The organism is Allorhizobium sp. Av2, assembly GCF_021462805.2.
GTDB lineage: Bacteria > Pseudomonadota > Alphaproteobacteria > Rhizobiales > Rhizobiaceae > Allorhizobium > Allorhizobium vitis_G.
Window position 1 is genome coordinate 1 of the sequence record NZ_CP192700.1, and the last position, 23895, is coordinate 23895.

General features: G+C 57.4%; 20 protein-coding genes. 9 read left to right on the plus strand and 11 right to left on the minus strand.

All coding sequences use genetic code 11. The annotated features are described in order from the left end of the window. The 3 genes from repA (at nt 1) to repC (ending at nt 3992) form a co-directional block, all read left to right on the plus strand. Nucleotides 1-1218 carry a plasmid partitioning protein RepA gene (repA, locus tag FS819_RS27385; RefSeq protein ID WP_060716600.1) on the plus strand — a complete coding sequence of 406 codons (1218 nt, stop codon included), beginning with the start codon at nt 1-3 and terminating at the stop codon, nt 1216-1218. 229 nt (nt 1219-1447) lie between these two features. Further along, complete coding sequence (gene repB / locus FS819_RS27390; RefSeq protein ID WP_060716502.1) at nt 1448-2458, plus strand: plasmid partitioning protein RepB; 1011 nt, start codon at nt 1448-1450, stop codon at nt 2456-2458. A gap of 214 nt (nt 2459-2672) precedes the next feature. Further along, the gene (gene repC / locus FS819_RS27395; RefSeq protein ID WP_060716503.1) at nt 2673-3992 is read left to right on the plus strand and encodes a plasmid replication protein RepC; all 1320 of its coding nucleotides are present in this window, start codon (nt 2673-2675) and stop codon (nt 3990-3992) included. Between the two features lie 8 nt (nt 3993-4000). Here the strand turns inward: repC and FS819_RS27400 are convergent, their stop codons facing one another. After that, nucleotides 4001-4921, minus strand: a complete 921-nt coding sequence (locus FS819_RS27400; RefSeq protein WP_060716504.1) for a recombinase family protein — start codon at nt 4919-4921, stop codon at nt 4001-4003. Beyond that, nucleotides 4918-6021 (minus strand): protein adenylyltransferase Fic, encoded by a 1104-nt coding sequence (fic, locus tag FS819_RS27405; RefSeq protein ID WP_060716505.1) that lies wholly within the window; start codon nt 6019-6021, stop codon nt 4918-4920. The genes FS819_RS27400 and fic overlap by 4 nt, the downstream gene beginning before the upstream one ends. 370 nt (nt 6022-6391) lie before the next feature. On the opposite strand from fic, the gene FS819_RS27410 reads away from it, so the two are divergent. Then, a complete protein-coding gene (locus tag FS819_RS27410) occupies nt 6392-7501 on the plus strand; it encodes an RHE_PE00001 family protein (RefSeq protein ID WP_060716506.1) in 1110 nt (369 codons plus the stop codon). Between the two features lie 181 nt (nt 7502-7682). Here FS819_RS27410 and FS819_RS27415 read toward each other — a convergent pair whose 3' ends face one another. Continuing rightward, nucleotides 7683-10193 carry a DEAD/DEAH box helicase gene (locus FS819_RS27415; protein WP_060716507.1) on the minus strand — a complete coding sequence of 837 codons (2511 nt, stop codon included), beginning with the start codon at nt 10191-10193 and terminating at the stop codon, nt 7683-7685. Between the two features lie 202 nt (nt 10194-10395). Then, nucleotides 10396-11583 (minus strand): phage exclusion protein Lit family protein, encoded by a 1188-nt coding sequence (locus tag FS819_RS27420; protein ID WP_156550877.1) that lies wholly within the window; start codon nt 11581-11583, stop codon nt 10396-10398. A 233-nt stretch (nt 11584-11816) separates the two neighbouring features. On the opposite strand from FS819_RS27420, the gene FS819_RS27425 reads away from it, so the two are divergent. The 4 genes from FS819_RS27425 to FS819_RS27440 all read left to right on the plus strand — a co-directional run bounded on the left by FS819_RS27425 (nt 11817) and on the right by FS819_RS27440 (nt 14622). Then, complete coding sequence (locus FS819_RS27425) at nt 11817-12533, plus strand: antitoxin Xre/MbcA/ParS-like domain-containing protein (protein WP_010974844.1); 717 nt, start codon at nt 11817-11819, stop codon at nt 12531-12533. An 8-nt stretch (nt 12534-12541) separates the two neighbouring features. Further along, a complete protein-coding gene (locus FS819_RS27430; RefSeq protein WP_060716509.1) occupies nt 12542-13126 on the plus strand; it encodes an RES family NAD+ phosphorylase in 585 nt (194 codons plus the stop codon). A gap of 2 nt (nt 13127-13128) precedes the next feature. Continuing rightward, a complete protein-coding gene (locus FS819_RS27435) occupies nt 13129-14121 on the plus strand; it encodes a hypothetical protein (protein WP_060716510.1) in 993 nt (330 codons plus the stop codon). Nucleotides 14122-14217: 96 nt separating this feature from the next. After that, nucleotides 14218-14622, plus strand: a complete 405-nt coding sequence (locus tag FS819_RS27440) for a hypothetical protein (RefSeq protein ID WP_045023498.1) — start codon at nt 14218-14220, stop codon at nt 14620-14622. A 28-nt stretch (nt 14623-14650) separates the two neighbouring features. Here the strand turns inward: FS819_RS27440 and FS819_RS27445 are convergent, their stop codons facing one another. Together FS819_RS27445 and FS819_RS27450 are read right to left on the minus strand one after the other, a co-directional pair. Further along, on the minus strand, nt 14651-15043 hold the full coding sequence (locus FS819_RS27445; protein WP_156550878.1) for a hypothetical protein: 393 nt from the start codon (nt 15041-15043) through the stop codon (nt 14651-14653). 323 nt (nt 15044-15366) lie between these two features. Continuing rightward, complete coding sequence (locus FS819_RS27450) at nt 15367-16263, minus strand: LysR substrate-binding domain-containing protein (protein ID WP_045023424.1); 897 nt, start codon at nt 16261-16263, stop codon at nt 15367-15369. A gap of 117 nt (nt 16264-16380) precedes the next feature. Here FS819_RS27450 and FS819_RS27455 point away from each other — a divergent pair, with 117 nt between their 5' ends. Beyond that, nucleotides 16381-17253, plus strand: a complete 873-nt coding sequence (locus FS819_RS27455) for a PhzF family phenazine biosynthesis protein (protein ID WP_156550879.1) — start codon at nt 16381-16383, stop codon at nt 17251-17253. Between the two features lie 420 nt (nt 17254-17673). Here FS819_RS27455 and FS819_RS27460 read toward each other — a convergent pair whose 3' ends face one another. The 5 genes from FS819_RS27460 to FS819_RS27480 form a co-directional block, all read right to left on the minus strand. Next, nucleotides 17674-18708 (minus strand): ABC transporter permease, encoded by a 1035-nt coding sequence (locus tag FS819_RS27460; RefSeq protein WP_052675589.1) that lies wholly within the window; start codon nt 18706-18708, stop codon nt 17674-17676. A 10-nt stretch (nt 18709-18718) separates the two neighbouring features. After that, nucleotides 18719-20299 (minus strand): sugar ABC transporter ATP-binding protein, encoded by a 1581-nt coding sequence (locus FS819_RS27465; RefSeq protein WP_233278969.1) that lies wholly within the window; start codon nt 20297-20299, stop codon nt 18719-18721. A 2-nt stretch (nt 20300-20301) separates the two neighbouring features. Next, nucleotides 20302-21609 (minus strand): sugar ABC transporter substrate-binding protein, encoded by a 1308-nt coding sequence (locus FS819_RS27470; RefSeq protein ID WP_045023428.1) that lies wholly within the window; start codon nt 21607-21609, stop codon nt 20302-20304. Between the two features lie 132 nt (nt 21610-21741). Beyond that, nucleotides 21742-22572 carry a quorum-quenching N-acyl homoserine lactonase AiiB gene (gene aiiB, locus FS819_RS27475; protein ID WP_156550880.1) on the minus strand — a complete coding sequence of 277 codons (831 nt, stop codon included), beginning with the start codon at nt 22570-22572 and terminating at the stop codon, nt 21742-21744. Nucleotides 22573-22651: 79 nt separating this feature from the next. Next, on the minus strand, nt 22652-23866 hold the full coding sequence (locus tag FS819_RS27480) for an acyl-CoA dehydrogenase family protein (RefSeq protein ID WP_010974863.1): 1215 nt from the start codon (nt 23864-23866) through the stop codon (nt 22652-22654). Between the last annotated feature and the right edge of the window lie 29 nt (nt 23867-23895).

Below are 23895 nucleotides of genomic sequence, written 5' to 3' on the forward strand. Positions count from 1 at the left end.
GTGAGCAAAGCCGCTGCCATATCCCGAAATGATCGCCCGTCGGTAGATGTTACCATTGGTGAGCATGCTGAGCAGCTCAGCTCTCAGCTTCAAGCGATGAGCGAGGCTTTGTTTCCTCCGACGTCGCACAAGAGCCTTCGCAAATTCACCTCGGGTGAAGCCGCACGCTTGATGAAAATATCTGACTCAACGCTTCGAAAGATGACGTTGGCAGGCGAAGGCCCCCAGCCTGAGCTTGCCAGCAACGGAAGACGCTTTTACACGCTCGGTCAGATAAACGAGATCCGGCATATGCTCGCAGGTTCGGCTCGTGGACGCGAAAGCATCGAGTTTGTGCCTCATCGCCGCGGTTCTGAGCATTTGCAAGTCATTGCCGTAACCAACTTCAAAGGCGGCTCCGGGAAGACGACGACGTCGGCTCATCTTGCACAGTATCTGGCGTTGCAAGGTTACAGGGTGCTCGCAGTCGATCTCGACCCGCAGGCCAGTCTTTCAGCACTCCTCGGCGTTCTGCCAGAAACTGATGTCGGTGCGAACGAAACGCTCTATGCGGCTATTCGGTATGACGAGACACGTCGTCCGTTGCGAGATGTGATCCGACCGACGTATTTTGACGGTCTTCATCTGGTTCCTGGAAATCTCGAGCTCATGGAGTTCGAGCATACCACGCCGAAAGCCTTGACTGATCGTGGTACACGCGACGGATTATTCTTTACTCGCGTGGCCCAAGCCTTTGACGAGGTGGCCGACGATTACGATGTCGTGGTCATTGACTGCCCTCCTCAGCTTGGGTTTCTGACGCTCAGCGGGTTGTGTGCTGCAACATCAATGGTAATCACCGTACATCCTCAGATGTTAGATATCGCTTCCATGAGCCAGTTTCTCCTCATGACACGCGACCTTCTGGGCGTCGTGAAAGAGGCGGGTGGCAATCTTCAATACGATTTCATACGCTATCTCTTGACGCGCTATGAGCCCCAGGACGCGCCGCAGACGAAAGTGACGGCACTACTGCGCAACATGTTCGAGGATCACGTCCTTACAAATCCAATGGTTAAGTCGGCAGCGGTGTCTGATGCCGGTTTAACCAAGCAGACGCTCTATGAGATAGGGCGAGAGAACCTTACGCGGTCGACATACGACCGGGCGATGGAATCTTTAGATGCGGTGAACTCGGAGATCGAGGCTTTGATCAAGATGGCGTGGGGGCGGGTCTGATGAAAGGCTTTGCGTTCCTCACAGGTCTGTTGGGAGCTCCCAACCGAGAGGTGTTGAGTCGCCCCTTGGACATGGGGCACTGGAGAAACCGGAGAAATTTGAGACAACGATGCATGCCAATCGCTAATTGGCCAGGGTGCAATTGTCTTCTCTTGTTGGGAGCTCCCAACCAAGCGCATTTGCAATCAAAAATGCGACGCCACGACGCCAAACCCAAGAGGCCAATAACATGAGCCGCAAAGACGCAATCGATACCTTGTTCCTCAAGAAGCAGCCTGCAACCGATAGAACAGCAGTCGACAAGTCAGCCGTTCGTGTTCGTACAGGCGCGATTTCGGCCATGGGTTCGTCTTTGCAAGAGATGGCCGAGGGAGCAAAAGCTGCAGCTCGGCTGCAGGATCAACTGGCTGCGGGCGAAGCCGTCGTGTCCCTGGATCCATCAATGATCGACGGGTCTCCGATCGCGGATCGGCTGCCCGCGGACGTGGATCCGAAGTTCGAGCAGCTTGAGGCGAGCATTTCGCAGGAGGGGCAGCAGGTACCGATTCTTGTCAGGCCGCATCCTGAGGCTGCCGGTCGATATCAAATCGTATATGGAAGGCGGCGACTGCGCGCGGCAGTAAATCTGCGGAGAGAGGTTTCTGCAATTGTCCGAAATCTCACGGACCGTGAACTAGTCGTGGCCCAGGGCCGAGAAAATCTTGACCGTGCTGACCTTTCCTTCATTGAAAAGGCTCTCTTCGCCCTGCGCCTCGAAGATGCGGGTTTTGATCGGGCCACCATCATTGCCGCGCTTTCCACTGACAAGGCCGACCTCAGCCGTTACATAACTGTTGCCAGAGGCATACCGCTGAACCTCGCCACACAAATCGGTCCAGCGTCGAAAGCGGGTCGATCGCGTTGGGTCGCACTTGCCGAGGGGCTTGGGAAGCCCAAGGCAACAGACGCAATCGACGCGGTGCTTGAGTCGGAGCAGTTCAAGCACTCAGATAGCGATACCCGCTTTGCCCTCATTTTCAATGCCGTTTCAAAGCCGCCCGCTAAGGCTCCAAAAAAGGTAAGGGCCTGGAGCACGCCAAAGGGGAAAAAGGCTGCGACGATCCGACAAGAAGCCGGACGAACGGCTCTGGTTTTCGATGAGAGATTGGTGCCAACTTTCGGCGAATATGTCGCTGACCAGTTGGATGGCCTGTACGCCCAATTCATTGAAACAACAGGAGGAGGCAAGCTCGACCAATAGCCAGGATTTCATCCAATTCAAAGCTTCGCTCGATTGAGATGGACTGGCTCTCACCGCAAAAGAAAAAGGCCCCCGAAACGGCGTTCCGGAAGACCTTCTCTGTAGTCTCGCAGCTAAGAGAATCGCATTTCCAGGAATCGTAGTCAAGGGTCCCGTGAGGGAAAGCGTCATTTCGACGGGCGGATTTCTATTGCCTAACAAAAGGTAAAAGGAAATGCAGACGCATATTTCAACGACGTCCTTTGGGCGGCGGCCGATGACACTCGGCCATATTGCAAGCCAGATGGCAGCAAAAGCGGTCGCATTGGACGCTGTCGCCCACAAATGGCAGGTCTTCCAGCACATCCGTGAATCCCGGGAACAGATCGGAGCCACGGACCGCTCACTCTCGATCCTGAACGCGCTGTTGACGTTTTACCCGGAGACCGCCTTGACTGGTGGCGCCGAACTGGTCGTATGGCCTTCTAACGAGCAGCTGATGGCTCGCGCAAACGGCATGCCTGCCACGACACTGCGCCGGCATCTTGCCGTACTGGTTGACTGCGGGCTCATCATTCGCCGCGACAGCCCCAACGGCAAGCGGTTCGCCCGCAAGGGAAGGGGAGGGGAGATCGAGCAGGCCTACGGCTTCGATCTGTCGCCAATCGTAGCGCGGGCCGAAGAGTTCCGAGATTTGGCCCAGGCGGTGCAAGCTGAAAAGAAGGCTTTCCGGGTGGCGAAGGAGCGATTGACTCTTCTTCGCCGCGACATCGTCAAAATGATCGAAACTGGCATTGAAGAGAGCGTTCCGGGAAACTGGGGAAGAGTTACACAGACCTATCAGGGGATCATCGGCCGCCTGCCGCGCTCTGCACCCCGTCAGCTTATAGAGAGTATTGCCCAGAAACTTCAGGAACTCTGCGCTGAGATCCGTGACGTATTGGAATCGTTTACGAAAACAATGAATCCGGACGCCAATGAGTCCCATTCCGGTCGTCACATACAGAATTCAAAACCAGACTCTAAATCTGAATCTGAACACGGCTTTAGAGAAATAGAAGAAGCGTGCGGCGGCGTTGCGGAAACCGACAACGTGCGGAGCTTGCCGAAACGCGAGCTGCCTTTGGGAATCGTGCTGGATGCCTGCCCCGAAATGCAGGAACTGGCCCAGGCAGGGACAATCCGGCACTGGCGCGACTTGGTGGCGGCGGCTGACCTTGCCCGGCCGATGCTGGGGATTAGCCCCAGCGCCTGGCGGGAGGCCCGAGAAACCATGGGTGAGCAACACGCGGCGATCACGCTGGCGGCGATCTATCAGCGGGCCGGTCAGATCAACAACGCCGGCGGCTATCTGCGCAGCCTGACCGATCGGGCCAGGGACGGGAAGTTTTCGACCTGGCCGATGGTCATGGCGTTGCTACGGACGAAGCTGGACGAGCAGAAGAATGCAGCCAGCGTCGGAAAACCACGAACGGATGAGGATGCAGAAGACGATAGCCGCGTCCACGTATCGGATTCGCTGCTGAAAAGCCTGCAGAAGCCGAGGTCGTGGTGATCTCCTCGTTACTCGGCCGCGGCGATGTCGACGTCGGTGATCAACCCCGAACGTCGGGCGCGATCGATGAGGTTCTTCACGGACGAGGGCGACCATTTGGAGCCGCCGCGCGGGGTGCGCTCGTGCAGCCTTTCGAGCTGGGTGGCGATATCGCGCAGGGTGAGGTCTGCGTTCGAAGAATGGATGCCGGCCACAAGCGTCATCAGGCGATCCTCGGGAAGCCGGGGCGGAGATTTTTTCAGCAGCGCTGCGTCCGCCATGCGTTCAGTCACCATCCACTTCACAGCCCGGCGAAGCCGTTCCGGCGTCCAGTCGAGGCCCTGCTGTTTGAGCACTCGGGTTATGTCGTCCCATGTGTGATCGGGCCGCATGCGCCGAACGGTCGGAAGCCATTGGTTCGCGGAGGCCTGAATGCGATCGCCGTATGCCGCTTTCTGGGCGGCCGTCATCCTGGCCAACGCCTCGGGGCGTTTCTCTCGTATGCCGGGGTTGCCGGGAAGTTTTCCTTTGGACTTGGCTGCCCGGATGCCGGCCTTCGTTCGTTCGGAAATGAGCGCGCGTTCGAGCTGCGCGACGGCGCCGAGAACCTGGAGCGAGAACATGCCCTGCGGCGTGGTTGTGTCGATAGGATCGCGAAGCGATCGGAAATGCGCGCCCCTCGCCGTCAGATTCTCGATCACCTCGAGCAGATGGCTGACCGAGCGCGCCAGACGGTCAAGCCGAACCACAACGAGCGTGTCTCCGGCGCCGATCTCGCGAACGAGTTTGGAAAGGGCAGGCCGGGCACGCGACGCGCCGGATCCGTGTTCCTGGACGATCACATTGCACCCGGCCGATCGCAGCTCGATTTCCTGGGCTTCTGTCGCCTGCTCGTCCGTAGAGACGCGGGCGTAGCCGATCAGGCGATGACTGGCGCTCGGACGCTTCATTGGGCAAGCTTCGCCGACGGTAGATCGCTGAGAAGAGCAAGCAGCGCCGGATTGATGTAGAGGTTCTCCCGGCCGGCTTTGATTTCCTTCAGCAGGCCGAGTTCAGCAAGGGATTTCAGGTAGACCGATGCGGCCTGTCGTTTCGCAATGTCCGCGGCCACCAGATCGCCGATACGGCAATAAGGGTTCACGAAGATCACTTCGGCCAGCTCGCGCGAATAAATCTTCGGCAGATCCCGCCTGATGCGCTCCGCGGTCTGATCGAGCAAATCCCGGATCGAACGAATGCGCGCGGTCGACCAGTTTGCAGTCTCACGGATCGCCTCAAGCATGTAGAGGATCCAGTCCTCCCAGGCAGCGTCTGTCGTCACGGCGAGCAGGCGGTCATAGTAGGCGCGCTTGTTGCCGATGATGTAACGGCTGAGATAGAGGACCGGAATGTCCAACAGGCCCTTGTCGACGAGGTAGAGCAGGTTCAGCACCCGGCCCGTTCGACCGTTGCCATCGGTGAATGGATGGATGGCTTCGAACTGGTAGTGCATCACAGCGAGGCGGATCAGCGGATCGATGTCCTCTGCCTCGTGAATGTACCGCTCCCAGTTCGAGAGCTTGTCCCGCAACAGTGCTTGCCCCTCTGGCGGAGTATAAATGACGGCGCCGGTCGCCTCGTTCATCAGCGCCGTTCCCGGCGTCGCGCGGATGTCGAGTTCGACGCCCTTGATGGTCCTGCAGACGGCGATCGCTGTCGACGTCGACACCGGACGTTGTTTGAGCGTTTGAAAGCCTTCACTGAGGGCGGTACGATACCGCAGCGCTTCCTTCGTCGCCGGATCAGCCTGGTTGTTGGCCTCATTGGCGAAGCGGAACAGTCTATCGGTCGTGGTGACGATGTTCTCTATCTCCGAGCTCGCCTGCGCCTCCAGCAGCGGAATAGAATTGATAAGGACCGCCTGGTTCGGAATGAGCTGGCCGGACACACGCAGTTCCGCCAGCGCCGCGCGTGCCGAGATGCAGGCTTTCAGCACGGCTTTCGTTTCCACGTCCTCGCGTGGCGGCAAGGTGGGGAGGTCGTTAAACGGGCGGTTCGGCTGAAACGGCATGTCGATTAATCCTCATGCGATCGACATGTCGGGTGGATATGTCGTCGGTATCGACATATCGTTAATTCATGTCGATAGAATCAAAATATAACGACACATTAAGCGTCTCGCAAGCGCCTTGTACAAATGCAGAAGATACTAACAAACGATCGTTTGTAAACGTCTCTTGGTCCTTTGGAGTCAAAGTAAACACGTCGCAAGTGGCTGGAAAACAGTGGTTTTCATCGATGTCACGTCCATCGGCGCTAATCCTGTACAGTTCGAACGCCTTGGCAGCTCTAAATAGTACGCGCGCGAGAAAAAGTATCTGCTATGATTGAAGTGTATGCTATTATAGCTTCAAGATGGTCTAAATAGATACGTTAAAACAATGAGATATGAAATTGGCGATTTGCCTTTGACAGTGCTGCTTCCGGCTATCGCAAGGGCAGAAGATCAAATCGCGCGTCTGGACGAAATTGTTCGTCGCAGCCCCGTCAGGCAGGGCTTTACCGAAAGGTCTCACTTCACCGAGGCGGCCGCAAGCATGTGGATCGCAGGCGAGCTTGTCCACATCGAGGATCTCGTTCTCCACGACGCAAATCGGGATGTGCGTACCCCGACCCACGAAATCACCATCGCACATTCGATCCTGAGAGCGCGGCGGCGCATCGAAAAAGCTGACCCTGACTGGGCGACGAGCAGGGCTGGGATCGTAAACCTGGTGGGGCGGTCAGAGGGCTCTGCGGAACGAGAGTCGGTAGGGAAGGGGAGATCGCCCTTGCCCGCCGAACTGACGCTGAACGAAGAGGACAACTGTTTCGCCGCGGAGATGGCCGAAATCGATGCAGTTCTTGATCGGTCGACCCGCGCACTCGAAGCGGTGGTAACGGTGGAGGGCAGCAAGGCGGATCCTCTGATGGTCGGTGAGCTCGTTGTCCGGGATCCGGGATGGGACGAGGAAGGGCGCCTTTCGGCTTGGAGAGCGGTTCTGGCTCAGGCTGACGCCTTGCCGACTACCTTGGCGGCCGCAGTGATATGGGACGCATGGGAAAGCATGGAGCCATTGCAGCGGCAGCATTGGCTTGGTACCCAACTCGTGAATTCATATTTCCGGGTGCGCGGAAAGGTGTCCTCGCACCTGTTTGGCATCTGCTCCGGTCTTAAAGCTGTGCCGCGGGAACGGCGGCGATCACACAATCGCGCTTCACGAATGCTTGCCGGGCTGGATGCAATGGCGAGCAGCGCTGAACTGGCCATGAAGGAAGTCATTCGGCTGGGACAGGCGAGGGAGCACCTCGAGCGAAAACTGAAGGGAAAGCGCTCGTCCAGCAGTTTGCCGCGCGTTGTGGACTTGCTGATGGCGCGACCGATCGTGTCCTCGTCGATGATAGTCAAGGAATTGAAGGTTAGCCATCGTGCGGCGCTCGATCTCGTCGCCGAACTTGGCGTTCGGGAAGTGACGGGGAGAGGAAGCTTCCGTGCATGGGGTGTGATTTGATGTGAAGGCAGCAAACATGGTCGGTGCGAGAATTGAACGAATTGAGGCGGTCGGGTCCTCGCGCGTTTAGATGTTTCTGGTCATAGAATTCCTTTTGTTTCGCGGCTCGTTCGTGGCGACGCATGTCGCAAACGACAGCGCATTCGCCGCAGTCAAAATCCGCGGGAGAGGGCGGCAACGTTCATTTGAACTCAGTTAAATAGATCGTCTTGATGCCGTCCGGCGTTAGGCCAGTACGGCGCAGTTCAGCCTCACAGCGCTCTTGAAGAACCTCCCTGTCTCCGGGTTGCCCAATTAGATAGACATAGAGATTCCGGACCGCTCCGACGAGCTTTGTCACTTCCTCCAATTTAAGGGCGTACGTTCCCTGGGTGCTTGCTTTCCGATCGGCGATGGGCTCCGGAAGCGCCGAAACCCGTAAAGACTGCCTTCCGGGATAGCATCGCCTGAACCATTGCTCGGCTTCTAGGAGTTGAGCATGGTCGTTCTTGTAGAGCGGGTTGTCCTTCTCCTTGTCGCTTTTGGCTTCTATGACGAAATCGAACAAACCGCTCGTTCGCCACAATACATCAGGCCCTGTTTTGTGCACTGCTTCCGGCCGCTCGGCGTCAAAACCAAGATATGCTCCAAGGTTCTTTAACGCCTCCTCATATTGGAATGGGGAGGCGTCGGGCACTAGAGCCGAGACCGCTTCGTTATAAGCAGGAATGAGCGATCCACGACGTTGATATTCGAGGATTCGGCTAACAATCGCCATGGATTGTGGACCTGCCATTGGTCGCGGAATATAGGCGGGTCGGATGCGAGGTGGGATATGGTTGTTGTTGGTTGCGAAAGCTGACGTCTGAAGTCGCTGACCCTTGTGATCGTCATTCATATGGAAAGCGATGCGAGCTGCCAACGAGGAAAGCCATGCCCTTCTCTGACCATCCTGGACTAGGTCTGGTGAGGAAATCAGGTGTTCGAGTTCTTGAATGGCGCTTTCATACTGTCCCACTCTTTCCAGCCGGAAAGCCCTGCGCTCAGCACCGGCGACCTTCAGCGACAGTTCGTCGATCCCCGGGGGCCGGGTGGCGGCTGCCAACTCTGACGCATGGTAGGCAACCCAATCCGGATCCCTGTTCAAACACTTGAGCATCGTTTCGCCAATTTCCTGATAGCTGGCGACAGCCTCACTCACTTCCTGTCCCACGTTGAGTTGTACGCGGCTGCTCGCGGTCAGATGCTCAAGGTTCTTCTTGCGTCCGATCCATGCAACCAAGTCGCTTCCCGTCAGGACGACCACGCAGAAATCGCCGCCACCCCTGGAGCCGCGCCCTAGGCCCTGCTCGATCCGCTGGGCCAACAACGAGTTGACCGCGGAATCTGCAAGGACATTCGTCCGAAACATATCGTAGTCGGTCGTACCCTGTGGCAGGCCATCCATAATCAGCAGGCGGCAAGACTGACCAGCCAAATCAATGCCGTCGTACCGGTTAGCAAGAACGATCGGACCCTTGAACGATCCGGCCTGCATATCTTTTATGCGGTGGCTAACCGCTTCACTTGTCTCTGGATATTCCGCAGTATCCAACCATCCTTTCGCAACGGTCCCGGACGGCGCCAAAATCGCGACGCCGGCGTAACCGGCAATCCATTTCGCGATCTGTTTAACCATCGGTGTGATAGCGACATTGCCGAGCGGCATCAGCTCGGGCACCAAGATCATGCGCTCGCCTACACCCGCGAGCGATGAAGACTGAATCGGTCTGCCAACTGCAGCAGGGGAGGCACCGAATGTGCGAACAATCTCGCTGTCGTCCGAAATCGTAGCAGACATGTAGATCCGGCGTTTAGCGTCATCGAACGTCGGAAGAAGATCAACCGGCGGAAAGGTGGGGGTGATCGTCACCGATTTGCGGCTGAAGAGGCAGTGGCACATGGCCAGATTGTCACGTAGGAGAGGCCATATGTAGGGATCGACGCCCTCGACATGCTGTGAAAGAAATTCCCGAACTTCGGGGACCTTGGACAGCCAAGCCCAGCTGGGGACCTCGATCACGCCGAAGTCCTTCCCCCTCGTGATGTCAGCAAAGGCGCCGCCTCGTCCGACCTCGTCGAACGCGCCCCTGAAACGATCCGCCATCTCCTGATAGACCTCGAGGTGGTCTTTCGATGTGATCGTCAGGCTGAATGCTTTACGAACAGAGGAAAGCGCGACGTGCGCGTCGTCTAAGATGATGCCTCCGACTTTCACTGCCGGTTTGGCGGAACCTCGAACACCAAATTTGCTGCGACCACTGAAAAGGCTCTCGTAGGCCCCCACGAGAACGGCGTTACCATCAAGAAACTCGGAGGCTAAAGGCTGCCCCCTCGTGTAGGGCACCGCGCGGATTCCATATTCAGTCGCTTTGGCAATAACCTGTTCGACGAGCTGGGTAGTTGGTGCGAGATAAAGAACGGGTTCACCGAGTTCATTCATGGTTGATTGTGCCATGAGAAGCGCAACCAGGGTCTTTCCTCCCCCCGTATGCAGTTTTACAACGACATCCTTGTCGTTTCTCCGGGATGGATACCAAGCATCGAGAGCTTCGGCTTGGCTAACATAAAGGTCATTGATCCCGACGGCTTTCGGCAGGGAATGAAAGATATCTCGTGGGGCGACGGGCTTCGGCTTTGCCTTGTCCTCGCGAAGCTTTTTGAAATCGACCACCTCTTGCCCCCCATTTTACCGACAGTTCTGCTTTAACAGATGTATGCCCAAGAGAGAGGCATTGAAAATACCTACTACTTAGAAAGACGTGTTGCAGGTTATTTTTTCGGCGGGCGTTACTGACGCCTAACGATATGGCAGGAGCAGGATGACAAACCATGTTTTCTGCATCCACTAATTCACAGACGTCCAAGGTTGAAAGTCAGAAATCAATTCTGTCCTCTCGCATTTCACCACCAAGGCCAAATAAATACATGGAGCCATAAAATGACAACAGATCGCTCCGCGGCGCACCGTCGATTCGTTGTGTTAGCGCCTCGGCCACCACGCCGACGTGCTTTACGAGTGCGTCCAGATGTTGCTTTGTTGGTTGGTTCCTATCTCCAAGCGCTGCCTTCAGCGCATACAGCCGTTCAAGCGGCGCTGGATGGGTCTCGGATACCGAAAACCGAGGTATGTCGAGAAATCGGGAGCCCAAAAGTTCAATTAAGTGGAGGAAGAGAAATATGTGATAGGCGCCGTTGGAAAGGCGGAGTTTTGCATCTTTATCCGACCCGATGGCTGTAATCGCGTGGAGGTCAGCACTGAATTCTAGATCGTGGTTATAGGTTTTTAGATCCTCCAGATTTTCGGTCGAAGATGCTTCTTCCATATGACCTAGAAGCAAATGACTAAACTCATGCCCGAATGTGAATTCGAGCATGTCGTCTACATCGCGCTTGATAGCAGCGTCCACACTCGCTGGAAGTTTAGCTCGCGGATCGATGTCAAAGTCCTGGGCTTCTGACCCTATCATCGTCCGCAGGGCGATTAAGGCTGCATCAATCCGGTCGCCCATCGGAAATTCATAGTGTGCGCCATGAAAACATACAGTCATGAAATAGAGGAAGTAGCGCAACGCTTCGGAGACGATGATCACCTCGCCTACCAGGGACTTTAAGCAAGCGGCGTTCACTTCCAGGGTTGGGACGTAGCCATAGGGGATTGAGCGAGCGGATTTTCGTAAGGCCTTCGGCAGTCGCTCAAGATAGCGTCTCGGAGCCAAATTGACGGTTTCGTAGTAGGATGTCAGAGTCCAAGGGCGACCGTTCTGCTGAAATGCACGCTTCCGGTGGGCAAGCACCCTCGTAACTCGAGGAGAATCGGCAACGGAGTTAGCCCGAATTCGCAGCAAGTAGTCATGCGCGCTTCTCAACGACCTCAGCCGGAGAATCTCATTCTTAGAGCAGAAGGGCGCATAAACCAGTTCTTCATTGCTGAGATCTGGATCGAGTGGTTCGATCCCTGTGACGTAGAACTCGCCACGTTCATCGCCGATGATGAAACCATTCGCGGCGCGGCGCGCCCCGGGAAATTCCTTCAGCCATTTCTGTATTTCGTGCTCTTCCATTGCGAAACGACAACCCTCGTGCCAAGTAGAAAAATACGCAAACTAAAAAGTCCGATAGTAATACGCGAATAAGCCTAACTGCCCGTCTGTAAATCAGGTCGATAAAAAGAGGGTAAGTTCGCCATCAAATCTCTAAGGGCCTCAGTGCTGGCCGCTCCCGAATCTGAGGGCAACAATCTGGACAAATCGGACAATCCGCATTATCTTGGCTGTAGTCAAGAAGGAAGACGAAGATGGTTGCTGTCACCCGTAAATCGCAGATGCGCGCAAAGCTAGAAGTCAATCCGGCTGCGGTAGCCGATGTTCTCAAGGTTTTGGCCCGACACAATCCAGGCCTTTCAAAGCCGGCGCTTGCAGCGACTGGCAAGGTCATGGCCGTGGTCTCTGCGGTGGCAGCGCGCCTTTCTGTCGAGCAACAGCATCGGATTGCCGACGATGAAACGGAACTCGCCCATATTGTGGAAGCCGCCGTCGCCGAACTGGCTGCGAAGCCAGGTCATGTACTCGCGGAGGTATCGGTCGAAAAGCCTGTGGAGGTCAGCCGAGGTGCTGGTCTGGGGCAATCGGTAGACATGGAGGAAGGGCGCCGCAGGCTCGACGAATTTGCGACGCCAACCCGCATCGAAGACTGGGCCGGTCCGGTCGCTGGTCCGGGCGATATCGAGAAGAAGTTCGGCACGAAGCGATCGACCTTGCACGACTGGCACAAGCGCGGAGCTGTCGTCGGTCTGCTCAAGGGCGAGCGAAAGCATGTCTTTCCCCTGGCTCAGTTTGTCGATGGCCGGCCGGTCGAGGGCATGCCTCAGGTCACCAAAATCATCCGCAATCCGCGTGTGGCGTGGCAATGGTTGATCCAGCCGAAGCCGAGCATTGGCGGAACGCCGCTCGACAATCTCAAAATGGGCAATCTAGACGAAGTTCTGGATGCGGCCGAGCGCGATTTTGGTTGAGCTGAATCGTGAAACTTGATCCCCAAACGGTTCGGGAGCTCGCGCTTGCCTTTCTCCCGCAATCTTATGTCCGCATTATACCTGTAGCCCACATGTCGACCCCGCTTGGCATGGGTTTCGGCCAATCGCGATTCTCGAGCCCCAACCAGATGTTCCGACTGCTTTATGCCGCATATGATCTCGCGACCGCGATTGCGGAGACGATTGTGCGCGACCGCTTCGAGGGGACCCAGGAGCGAGTGCTGGATGAGAGCGAAATCGAGGACTGGTCGGTCACTGAGGTGACGGCCACGGATGCTCTCATTCTTCTCGACCTGCGCACGACCGGCCTCCTGAGGTTGGGCGTCAGCACGGACGCAGCCCGGGGCAAGGAACATCAGGAAGGGCAGAGACTGAGCGAGTCGATCTTTCGATCCTATGCTGTCGATGGATTGCTCTATTCCTCACGCCTCACGGCGGCAGATTGCGTGGCGGTCTACGATCGGGCTGTCGCTGCGAAACTTGTCGCCTCTCCGGCGGTCGAGCTGGTTCGTCAAGCCGACTTGATAGCCGCCCTGCGGTCTATCGGGGTGTCGATCCGGGCCGGGCGATAAGCATGTCCGTTACAGTCACTTCCGCAAACTTCTCTGGGCGATTTACGGCGTTGAATGGCACGAAAACGTTGCCAGCGACACATGCCGACATCATCCGCTCGTTGCTGACCGTCGGCTATCCCAGCCGTCGAGCCGCTGTCCGCACCGTTGGCCCCTGGCGGGAGAAAATGCTGGTCGCGATGGCGACGGGCTATCTGGATGCCTCCTTGAACACGACGGCCTATTTTCGGAGTTTGGAGCAGTCGGAGAAGGTGGGGGTTTCGTTCCTTTTCGGCGAGGCGTTCACGCACTGGTATGCTCAGAGTCAGATGAGCGTGCAGTATCTCGTGCATGTCGCCGGCCTTGCCTCCTGTCGATGGGGATCCCCAACGGCTCCGGTCGCGCCGAAAGCTGGCGCAGCGCCTCCTCCTCCAAAATCGCGTCCCGATTTTATCGGCATCAAGCGAAGGGAACGCCATGTGTTCGAGAGCAAGGGTCGCATCCGAGCGCCAGCCGCAAGCACCGTTGCGAAGGCACTGGGGCAGGTTTCGGCGCTTCACACGGTCAACGGACGGGCGCCGACCACACGCTGTGCAAACTTCTTCATGTTCAAGGCCGGTGGTGCAGAGGGCAGAGTGCTGGATCCGCCGGCAAAGGGTGACGACATCACCGTGACGTTTGATCTCTTCGAAGCGATTACACGAGCCTACTCCATTATCCTCGATCAGCCGGTACTTGATCTATCCGATCAGGTTGGTGCGGGTTATGTCGGACGCGAGATCGATGATGGTGTGTTCTTGGGTATCGACAAGGAAATCCTTGCCTTGGTACGAGAGCGGCCCCCGACTGAAGCAACGCGTCGCAGGCGTGTCGCCCAGGTCTTCTCTGCTCTTGAAGATCGGTCGCAGAACTATGCGGGTCGGCAGGATAGAAGTGTTTCGTCCGGCCTTGACGGGGTCCTGCTTCTTGACCGCCGTTCGCCGCGCGCCCTTCGACGCTTCCGGACGCAGGGTTAAATGGCCGACTTTATGTCGGTGTGTTGGTTTCACCTTCTGACCAGCAAATCATGTGATTTACTACAATCCCATAATTCCATCAGAGATGCTCGCTCCATGACGACCCTTCTCGGCCTCACATATATCTCAAATGAAAAAGTGCCGCTCGCGGACCTGGACGACTATGTAACCGTCCACGTGCCGAGTGCTGGGTTTGATCAGCACCTCGGAAATCATGCACCATGGTTTTGGTCGATCGATAGGAGAGGCGGCGGCGGCGTGGATTTCAAGCAAGGGAAATATGACTATTGGGTGCGCCGGATCGGTTCCAACCAACCAATAGGTTTTCCGGTGCTGACATCGACCTCAAAAGAGGAGGGATGGATCTCAGTCATGGACGGCCGACATCGCATAATGGCAATTGTCGATAGCGGTAGGCAGGCCTTTGCAGCGAGACTTCCCAGACCATTGCTGGGAACGGCGCAAATGATAATTCCAGGCCTCGAAATCTTTGATCTGTAGACTACAGACGGCGCCGAAGCGCCCCCTGTCAGACTTCTCCGTCGACGACCATCGAAGTCGTGAAGCCACCATGAGGCTTCGTAATGAACGCCAGGCGCGCTTTGCGGAGTGGCCACGTCTTATCTCGCCACCAGTAAAACTCCAGATGCGATCTGCCCTGCGCGCGGATTTCCGACTCGATATCGCGGCTCTCACGTGAACCCGGGACAGCAAGAAAAGTTCCCGTCACGATGCAACGGGTGCTGCCCCTTACAGTGGCCTCGGTGTCGAAGACGGCGTCGCTGATGCAAACGCCCATGAAATCCCTGCTGCGCTGGCCTTTAGGGGTCTCAATGATGAGATCACCAGACGTGCGGTCAAAGTAGATTTTCACTCGGCTGCCGATCTCAGGTGGCTGACGAGAGACGTGCGGTATATCCATTTTCTACTCCTCTGGAGACTGCGTTGGCACCTGTGGGACGGTCGCAAACACACCCGGGGAGCTGTCTTGCACCGCCGGTAGGTCGAAGCGCGGATCGGTGAGATCGAGCGCGCCAGACCGCATCAGAGACTTCTCGAGCCCGATCGAATATCCATTTATAGGCCTGTGGCGTGAGCTCCATATGCGGTTTTCTCATGATGGCGCGCCGCGGATTGAGATTGCCGCCACTGCCGGCGTTCAGATTGCGTTGAGTTGGCGCAAAAGAATCCGGACCAAGTTCGATCATCATATCGACCATGGACACGTCTGCCGAAAGAGGTCCGTTAATGACACATTGGCCCGAGCGATGCCTGAAACCACTCCCTAAGTGCGACGATGTCAGCTCTTGTTTCTAACCCAATAGCGCAGGCAAAGTGATAGGCATCTCCGGCAAGCTCCCCGGAAAAAGGCGCTATCAGCAAGCCCGCAGCAAGCGCATCCGCTACCAGAACCCGGCTGGCTATGACCACGCCTTGTCCCGCGATAGCCGCCTGGACGGCTAGCATGCTATCGGGAAAGCGGGGTCCGACACTGGTGTCGACGTCGGCCACACCGGCCTGCGCGCACCAGCGCAACCAGTCTGGTTCCGGCGAGGGCCGGTTTCGTCCGTCGATATGAATCAGTATAGCGCGCCGCAGATCATCAGGGTGGGACAGACCGAGCCGTGCGCTACAAACGGGTGTCATCACGTCACGGCAAAGGTAGGTACTGACCACGCCGGGGAAGGGACCACGCCCGTAACGTATTGCAGTCTCGACACCACCCGCCCGCAAGTCCTCGACGGAGTTCGACGTATGCAGCCGGAGATCGATCATCGGAACAGCCTGGCGGAGCGTGTCCATCCGCGGCACCAGCCAGTGGCTGAGAAAAGCAGTGGTGGATGAGAGGGTGACTGTCGTCGGGGTCGTATCTGCCAGCAGTCGCGTGACTGCTCTTTCGATTTCGCCGAAACCAGAGGCCGTCGCCTCGTACAGGGTCTTGCCCTGCGGCGTTAACGTCACCGCTCTCGGCGACCGGTCCAGGACGCGCAGGCCCATATGGGCTTCGAGTTGCTTGATCTGATGGCTGATGGCCGTCGGCGTCACCGAGAGTTCTTCAGCCGCCGCCTTGAAACTCGCCCGCCGTGCAGCGGCTTCGAAAGCGCGAAGGGCGGACAATGGCGGCAAGCGAGAGCGACTCATGCTGAATCCAGTTCACCTTGAAGCTGAGTAATTTGACTTTTTCTATTTGTATAAGCGGCTGTACAGTGCTGATCGTCAAACCCTATCAAAATAAACTCATTCAAGGCAGCAGGAAAAATGGTCGAACTGGTCGCAGGTCTCATTGATGTCTTCGCAGATGCGCCATTGACCGGCAATCCGCTCGCGGTGGTGCAGGACGCCGACGACCTTGCCGATGATGCGATGCGGCGGATCGCCGGTGAATTCAATCAGGCCGAGACCACCTTCATACTTCGGAGCGCACGTGCCGATTGGAAACTGCGGTCGTTCACCGCCAGCGGCGCGGAAGTATTCGGTGCGGGCCACAACGCCCTCGGTGCGTGGCTTTGGCTAGGAGAACATGGAAATCTCGGTTCGCTGACGACCGCCCGAACCCTTCAGCAGGAGATCGGTCAGGATGTTCTTCCGATCGAGCTCGAATTGATCGCCGGCCGCGTCCACGGCCGCATGCTCCAGGCGCCGCTGCGCTTGTCGGACGCGCTCAGTGATGTCGCGCCTCTCGCCGACGCTCTTGGCCTCGGTCTGGGCGACATTCTGTCAGAACCGGCGCCACGTCCCGCCGACACCGGTGCGGCTCATCTGATGGTGCGCGTTCGCAATGCCGGCACGGTTGACGAGGCGCGACCCGATGTCGGCAAGCTGCTCGCCGTTCTGAGAAAGACGGTGGCGGAAGGGTGTTATGTCTATGCGTTCGATGCCGGAGCATCGAACACTGCCTACGCCCGGTTCTTCAATCCAACTGTTGGTCTGTGGGAGGATTCGGCGACCGGAACCGCCGCTGGCCCGCTGGCGGCGTATCTTGCAGCCACGGGAAACCTCAGGAACAACGAATTGGTGATCGAACAAGGTACCAAGATGGGCCGCCGCAGCATTCTGCATATCCGGCTGAAGCCCGAACCGGAACTCTCCGGGACAGGCATTGTTGTGTTGAGAGGCGTGATCCGGCTTTAATGCTTGCACCCGGTCCTGCGCACGTACCGATCCTTCAAACTTCAGCAAGCCGGCGCTGTGACGTCTCTTGGTTCTGGGGCGACGACTTTATCGTGCTGCCGCCCTTCATGCGAGCCAACGGCGCTCTCTTCCTCGAACACGTGATGCCAATTCTTTAGGATCGCGGCATTTTCCATAACGACTGTACCGGCGGCCCCGACGCGAGACTTTTGCCCTGCCGCTCCCCAAAGCCAGTACGTGATGGCCCGCGGCAAAAATTCTGCATTTGAATAACTTAGAAACTCACTTTGCTTCCTCGTGCCCAAAAAGAGAACAACATTTCATGACTTAATACATAGATATAGACGAACTAGACGAATCTAATTTCGCACGCGTGGGGAGAAAAACTTTCTCATCGCCGTTGCTTGGGGCACTGTGTCGTCATTTCACGATGTCTTGAAGGCTGACGCGGTCGATCGTCGTGAGCACGGCAATCACAATAACAACGCCCTTGACGATTTCCTGGGTGAACGTGCTGACGCCAGAAACGTTCAGGCCGTTGCTCAGGATAGTGATAAGCGCGACCCCGAGCAGGGTGCGCTGTGCGCCGCCGACCCCGCCTGTAAGTGCCGTGCCGCCAACGACGATTGCAGCGACCGTGTCGAGAAGATACCCGTCCCCGATTGAGGGGGTGGCGGAACCCAAACGCGACAACAGAAAGAACCCACCGATCGCAGCGAGTGTGCTTGAAAGCACAAACGCATAGGTCTTGTAGCGGTTGATAGCGATGCCGCTCAGTTTCGCGACACGCTCGCCAGCCCCTATCGCGACGATGTACCGGCCGAACCGGGTATGGGACGTTGTCAGGCTCAGCACGACCCAAAGCAGCAGCGAAAGGAGAAGGACGTTGGGCACCCGCGGGATTATCTGCCCGTTGGCGAGCATCGAAAAGTCGTCGTCGTTGACGAACAGGGCAGTGCCATCAAGCACGTGCAGCATGATGCCCGTAAAGATGGAACTGGACGCAAGAGTTGCAATGAACGACGGCAGCCGCAGGACTGTCGAAAGAACGGAATTGAGCAGGCCGGCAGCGATGCCGAAACCGAGCACGGCGAGGAGGGCCGTTGTGTAACCCGTGCCAAATTTCTGCAGGAGAACGGCGCTGATCGCGGAGGCGAGCGCTGCGACAGCAGCAACGGAGAGGTCGATGCTGCCCATTAGCACGATGAAGGTCGCGCCGAGCGAGATCAAGAGCAGTGGCCCGGCCTGGGCTCCCATGACCGTCAGGTTGAGCGGCGACAAGAATGCGGGCTGCTGGAAAGCGAAGTAGCCAATAAGAATGAGAAGCGCCGATGCTGGCAGCCAGGTCGCCCGGTGTTCGCGCGAAACGATGGCCGTTGCAACACGCGCCTTCCAGGTTTCTATTTTGCCGGTTGCCTGCGGAACTTCAATTTCACTAATCTGCTTCGGGATCATAGGAATCTCTTCAAGGCGCAACAATCGGCGTCTTCTCGTTCGAGGCGGGACCAATCATATCGGCGACAAGGGCGTGCTCGGTCGTGAGCGTTTGGCGGTTGTCGATATCGCTGACGATCCGACCATCTCGCATGATCAGTATCCGGTCGCTGAGCGAGATCAGCTCCGGGAGATCATCTGTAACGTAAAGGATCGAGGTGCCATGAGCGGTAAGATCTCGCAAAAGCGCGTAGATTTCACGCTTGGCTCCCACATCCACGCCAGCGGTTGGATTCTCTATCAGAAGCAGCACCGGCTCGCGATGGATCCAGCGCGCCAATGATACCTTCTGCTGATTGCCACCGCTCAGTGTACGCAGGGGTTGACCTGAAACGGCCTTGATCCGCAGGGACACGATCATCTGTCTGGCGACATTTTGCTCACGAGCAGAACGCCAGATGCCGAATGCGTTGGAAAAACCGCGAGCGCCGGCATGACCGCTCGGCAGAGAAATGTTCGATGCGACATCCGCGGTCACGACTACCGCTTCGTTCGACCGATCACCGGGAATGAATGCGATGCCCCTTTGTTTCCGCTGGGCGATAGATCCTGCAAGCGGCATGCCCCCAAGCTCGACCGTGCCGTCCCGATGGGAGGTTACGCCCGCCAGAACGCGCAGAAGTTGCCCCTTGCCCGATCCCAGAAGACCGCCGATACCGACGATCTCGCCCTTTCCGACGTTGAAGGAAATGTCGGTGAGGTGCGTTAAGCGTTGCCCTGCCGACGGTCGGCTGGAACGTGAAAGCCCCTTGACGACAAGAAAGGGCTCTTCATTGAGCGTCGACCTCTTGCCCGGCGTCGTGCTTTCGAAAGCCCGGCCGACCATCAACCGGTGCAATCCGGCCTCATCGAACTGAGAAATCGGCCCTTCTCCGACGATCGCACCATCCTTCAGGACGATCAGCCGATCGCAGACGTCGAAAACTTCCTGCAGGCGATGCGAAACGAAGGCCACGCCCGCGCCTTGCCTGCGAAGCCTGCCCATGCTTTCCAGAAGCCGGACCACCTCGGCACGGCTAAGCCCGGTTGTCGGCTCGTCGAAGAGTACGAAACCGGAGGGCAACCCCAGCACTTTCGGTAACAGAATTGCCCGACAGACCTCCAGCGATTGCCGGGTGGCGAAGTCGTAGTTCAGCATCAGGTGCTTGACGTCGACCGCGATACCCATGGAACGCACGAGGTCGCGGGCAATATCAATCATCTTCGCCTTATTCAGCACCCCAAAGCGCGTGAAACGCTTTTCATGGCCGAGGAAAAGGCTCTCATAGACAGGCAGGGCCCCGATCAGCGCGGGATCCTGAAAGATCCGCCAGATCCCGCGCTGATTGGCCTCGTAATAATTTTCCAGGGCGACCGGCGTGCCGCCGATCGCTACGGTTCCTCTGGATGGTTTCAATGTACCGGAAAGCACGTTAAGAAGCGTCGACTTGCCAGCTCCATTTTCCCCAACGATACCGACAACCTCTCCCGACCGGATCGCGAGGTTTATATCGCGAAGGGCGGGCGAAGGACCAAAGGAATGGGTGAGGCTCTCGACGCTCAGAATGGACATTCTCAGGCCTTGATGCCCTTGAAGCTGAAGTCGTCCAGCTTGAGTTTGTAGGCGCTCTCGTAGCGCTTCGTGACAGCGTCGAACTCGCCCGTTTCGATAGACTTGGCATAGTCTGCCTGAGGTCGGTAATCTGCAGGCTTCTCGATGCCGGTGGCAGTGAAGTAGTCGTCGTACCTGATCGGGGCGAGCGGCGCCTGAGGGTCCCATTTGTCGCCGCTGATGACATGCGACAGCAGCTTCGGATCGAAGGGCAGGTTCGGATTGTCCACGTAGCGCGCCAGAACACCATCAACATTGTCTTTGGTGACGAGAAGCCCATTGAACCCCACGAACCTTTCCGGGGCGGACGCCTCATAGCCGTTCAGAGCATCGAAGAGCCGGGCGACAGCCTGGACACCGTAATAGGCCGGAGACTGGAACGCGGTGGCCGCGACTTTTCCGGCCTTGATTGCCCTGAAGATATCGGTTGCGCCATCCGCTCCAACCGTGAGCACTTCCTCACCGGCCTCGATCTTGAGACCGCGCAGCGCTGCCAGAACCCCGGTCAGCGATCCATCATTCTGGGCGATAATGCCGTTGGGCACGCCGTGGCGGGCGATGAGGTCCTCGGTCGCTTTCTGCCCTTCCTCGGCGCTCCAATTGCCTGGCAGACTTCCGGCGATCGTTACACCGGGAAATTCGGCAAGCGCACGCTTCACGGCCGCCGTGCGCAGATTGTCGTAGGATGAACCCTTCGAACCGGTGATATGCAGGAATTTGGCGTCCGGCCCGAACTTCTTCACCGCCAGGCCAATGGTGTATTTGACGGCTTCATACATATTACCGCCGCGATTTCCGTCCTCACGCGCAACGATTGCCTGCGCAAAGCCGGTTCCGGCGTCAATCGGAGATGTCCAGGGAATGTTGTTGCCGACATTGACCACATAGCCGCCGCCCTCTTGCGCTGTCCGGGCAATCCGCTTCAGACTGCTCCCGTCGGCGCTGACGATGAGGAAGAGTTTTGCACCTGCCGCAGCGGCGGACTGCGCCTGCGTAACGGCCGTGCCATCGTTGAGGTTGAACGTCGTCGAACTATAGGGAAGGCCGAGAACAGCTGCGGCCCGCTTTGCCGCATCGTTGATGATGGTGTTCCATTCATTGCTCAGCAGCAAAAGCTGATGCAGCGGAGCGGATTTAAAACTCTGAGCGCGTGCTTCCCAGCTGGGCAGAAATCCACTTCCCGCCACGGCAAGACCCGCCCCTGCCTGGAGCAGACGGCGGCGAGAAAGCGAGCTTGATAAGGGTGAAGAAGTTACTTTAGATGAAGTCATTTGAAGGATCCTTTCATAGGGTGAATTGGCTTATGCGGTTTGAGGTAGAGGCAATTGGGCAGTTCTACTGGGGTAGTTGCCTTGGCGTTTTCACAGCCGCGGCCGCCGCCAGTTGAAGTCCTGGCGAGCTCCTTATTCATAAAATCCGTCCGTGGATTTGATCAGGCTCGCAAACTGCTCCCGGTCGTGACCGAAGAGGACTTTGAGAGAACGGGATTCGGCGTATTTCCTGATATAGCTGACCGTCCGATCGTAACCGATCGTATCGTGGAGAACGCCGGCTCGGCGGGCCGGAGGACCATAATTTGTGGCGGTGTAACAAGCGTCTGAAACGAGCAGAAACCCGGGCCGCTTCTCAAGCTCCACGGCAATACCCAACATCCCGGCAGCATGGCCGCTTCCGAAGTTGAGCAGGGTCACTCCAGGCGCGAGTTCTCTTTCTCTCTCATCGCGACTGACAAGATCCCAGTTTCGTGGGGCCGCAAACCACGCCTCGATATCCTTGACGATGTAAGGCGACGAATGATCCCCCGTCGCGAAATACCGGACTGCGGTTGCGAATTCATCTTCATGTGCAATCAGCCTCGACTTTCCGAAATACTCGACGCAACCGGCGTGATCATTGTGAAGATGCGACAGGACCACCGTCGAAATTTCGTCCGGTGAAAGGCCGAGCTGCCTCAGCCGTTCCGGCAGATTGCATTCCGACGCCCCGATATAGGGCGCGTTCAGTTGCGATTGCGCGGGCCACCGGCCATTCGTTCCCATGCATTCCGGGTGACATCCTGTGTCGTAGAGGACCGTGGCATCGGTGCATTGGATGAGGTAGGCGGAGACCGGAATGTCGATCAGACGACTACTCACCGTCGGCTTCTGCGGCGTGACAAAAGTGGAGTTGGCGATGATGAAGTTTTCGTCGACACGAATTTCACCCAGGTCGAGAACGAACAGCTTATTTCCCATAAGATCTCCTAATTAAGTCACGCGATCTGGTTCAGCGCCGGCTGAGGTGAGGTTGACCAGCCTCGACGCGAAACATCCGCTAGGCCTTTCCAATGCCGGTGGTCCAAAGATCCGGCGGCAGGCTGCGGTTAACCGCGAAATCACCGATCTGACGCTCCTTGTAGATGACCGGATTGTGGGAGGAGATGGCGCGGGCGTTTCGCCAATAGCGATCCAGCCCCAACTCGTTGCTGAGCGCAGACGCTCCCAGTCCGTCGAAGAGGACGGTCGTCGCATCGAGGATGAGTTGGTGGACGACGACCTGTGCCTGGTAAATCTGCACCTCGAGTTTGCCGATCTCCGTTCTTTCCCTGCAGCCTTTAGCAACAGCGCGGTGATAGGCGTCGGCGGCTGAAAGTACGATCGAGTTTGCCCCGTGCGCATTGGCAAACACCTTACCGACGAGCTGGAGCACCTGCGGATCGTCGCTCGCGGTGCTGGCAGCCGCGTGGGAATATGTCCGTTTGCGTGACCGCACATAGTCCGCAACGGCAGTGGACGCCCCCCGCCCGATTCCGACAAGCGTTGCCAGATGGGCCAATTGAGCGAAGGCCGTCAGGAACGGCCACCGCGATGCCGATGGCGCAATATCGTCATCGTGCAGAAGGACCTGATCGAATACGGCGGTCCCACTGGCGGTCAGTCTCTGTCCGAAACCGTTCCAGTCATCGACAATGGACGTTCCTGGCGCCGTCGTTTTTATAAGCGCTATGATCAGCTCGTCAGCATTGTTCAAGCCGCTGACAGTCATCCATTCCGAGAACAGAGCGCCGGTCGTATAGAATTTCTGGCCGTTGAGACGATGGCCCTCATTGGTTTTTATGATGGAAGTCGAAAATTTGCCAAGCGTGGCATTTCCAACCTCCGTCGCTGCAGCGGAGATGATCTCCCCGGATCCGATGATGTCGATGCAACGCCTCGTCCAGGCGTTGGATGGTTCGTCGAGAAGCTGTCCGAGCAATCCGAAATGGGCGCGGAAGATCTGCGCGACATTCGAGTCTGCCTCTGCAAGCTCGACGAGCAATGCAAGGAGTTCCAGCGGTGTCGCTCCCAAACCGCCTTTATCTTTGGGGAGAAGCAGCGCACCGAATTTGAGCGCTTTCAGCCTTGCGACTTCATCGCGCGGGAGTGTGCGTGTCGCATCTCTTTGGCGCGAGCCTTCGGCGATTTCGGCGAACACCGGCCGGAAAATTGCCACGAGTGTGCGGAATGCGGGTGTGTCGATTGTCGGCCAGGTATGAGGATGATGGGTCAAGGGCGTTCACTTACAATTTGGAAATAATG

Excerpts from the sequence above, each read along its gene's own strand:
- repB (WP_060716502.1), top strand. The coding sequence starts at position 1,448 with ATGAGCCGCAAAGACGCAATCGATACCTTGTTCCTCAAGAAGCAGCCT.
- repC (WP_060716503.1), top strand. The coding sequence starts at position 2,673 with ATGCAGACGCATATTTCAACGACGTCCTTTGGGCGGCGGCCGATGACA.
- FS819_RS27400 (WP_060716504.1), bottom strand. The coding sequence starts at position 4,921 with ATGAAGCGTCCGAGCGCCAGTCATCGCCTGATCGGCTACGCCCGCGTC.
- fic (WP_060716505.1), bottom strand. The coding sequence starts at position 6,021 with ATGCCGTTTCAGCCGAACCGCCCGTTTAACGACCTCCCCACCTTGCCG.
- FS819_RS27410 (WP_060716506.1), top strand. The coding sequence starts at position 6,392 with ATGAGATATGAAATTGGCGATTTGCCTTTGACAGTGCTGCTTCCGGCT.
- FS819_RS27420 (WP_156550877.1), bottom strand. The coding sequence starts at position 11,583 with ATGGAAGAGCACGAAATACAGAAATGGCTGAAGGAATTTCCCGGGGCG.
- FS819_RS27425 (WP_010974844.1), top strand. The coding sequence starts at position 11,817 with ATGGTTGCTGTCACCCGTAAATCGCAGATGCGCGCAAAGCTAGAAGTC.
- FS819_RS27435 (WP_060716510.1), top strand. The coding sequence starts at position 13,129 with ATGTCCGTTACAGTCACTTCCGCAAACTTCTCTGGGCGATTTACGGCG.
- FS819_RS27440 (WP_045023498.1), top strand. The coding sequence starts at position 14,218 with ATGACGACCCTTCTCGGCCTCACATATATCTCAAATGAAAAAGTGCCG.
- FS819_RS27445 (WP_156550878.1), bottom strand. The coding sequence starts at position 15,043 with ATGGATATACCGCACGTCTCTCGTCAGCCACCTGAGATCGGCAGCCGA.
- FS819_RS27450 (WP_045023424.1), bottom strand. The coding sequence starts at position 16,263 with ATGAGTCGCTCTCGCTTGCCGCCATTGTCCGCCCTTCGCGCTTTCGAA.
- FS819_RS27455 (WP_156550879.1), top strand. The coding sequence starts at position 16,381 with ATGGTCGAACTGGTCGCAGGTCTCATTGATGTCTTCGCAGATGCGCCA.
- FS819_RS27460 (WP_052675589.1), bottom strand. The coding sequence starts at position 18,708 with ATGATCCCGAAGCAGATTAGTGAAATTGAAGTTCCGCAGGCAACCGGC.
- FS819_RS27465 (WP_233278969.1), bottom strand. The coding sequence starts at position 20,299 with ATGTCCATTCTGAGCGTCGAGAGCCTCACCCATTCCTTTGGTCCTTCG.
- FS819_RS27470 (WP_045023428.1), bottom strand. The coding sequence starts at position 21,609 with ATGACTTCATCTAAAGTAACTTCTTCACCCTTATCAAGCTCGCTTTCT.
- aiiB (WP_156550880.1), bottom strand. The coding sequence starts at position 22,572 with ATGGGAAATAAGCTGTTCGTTCTCGACCTGGGTGAAATTCGTGTCGAC.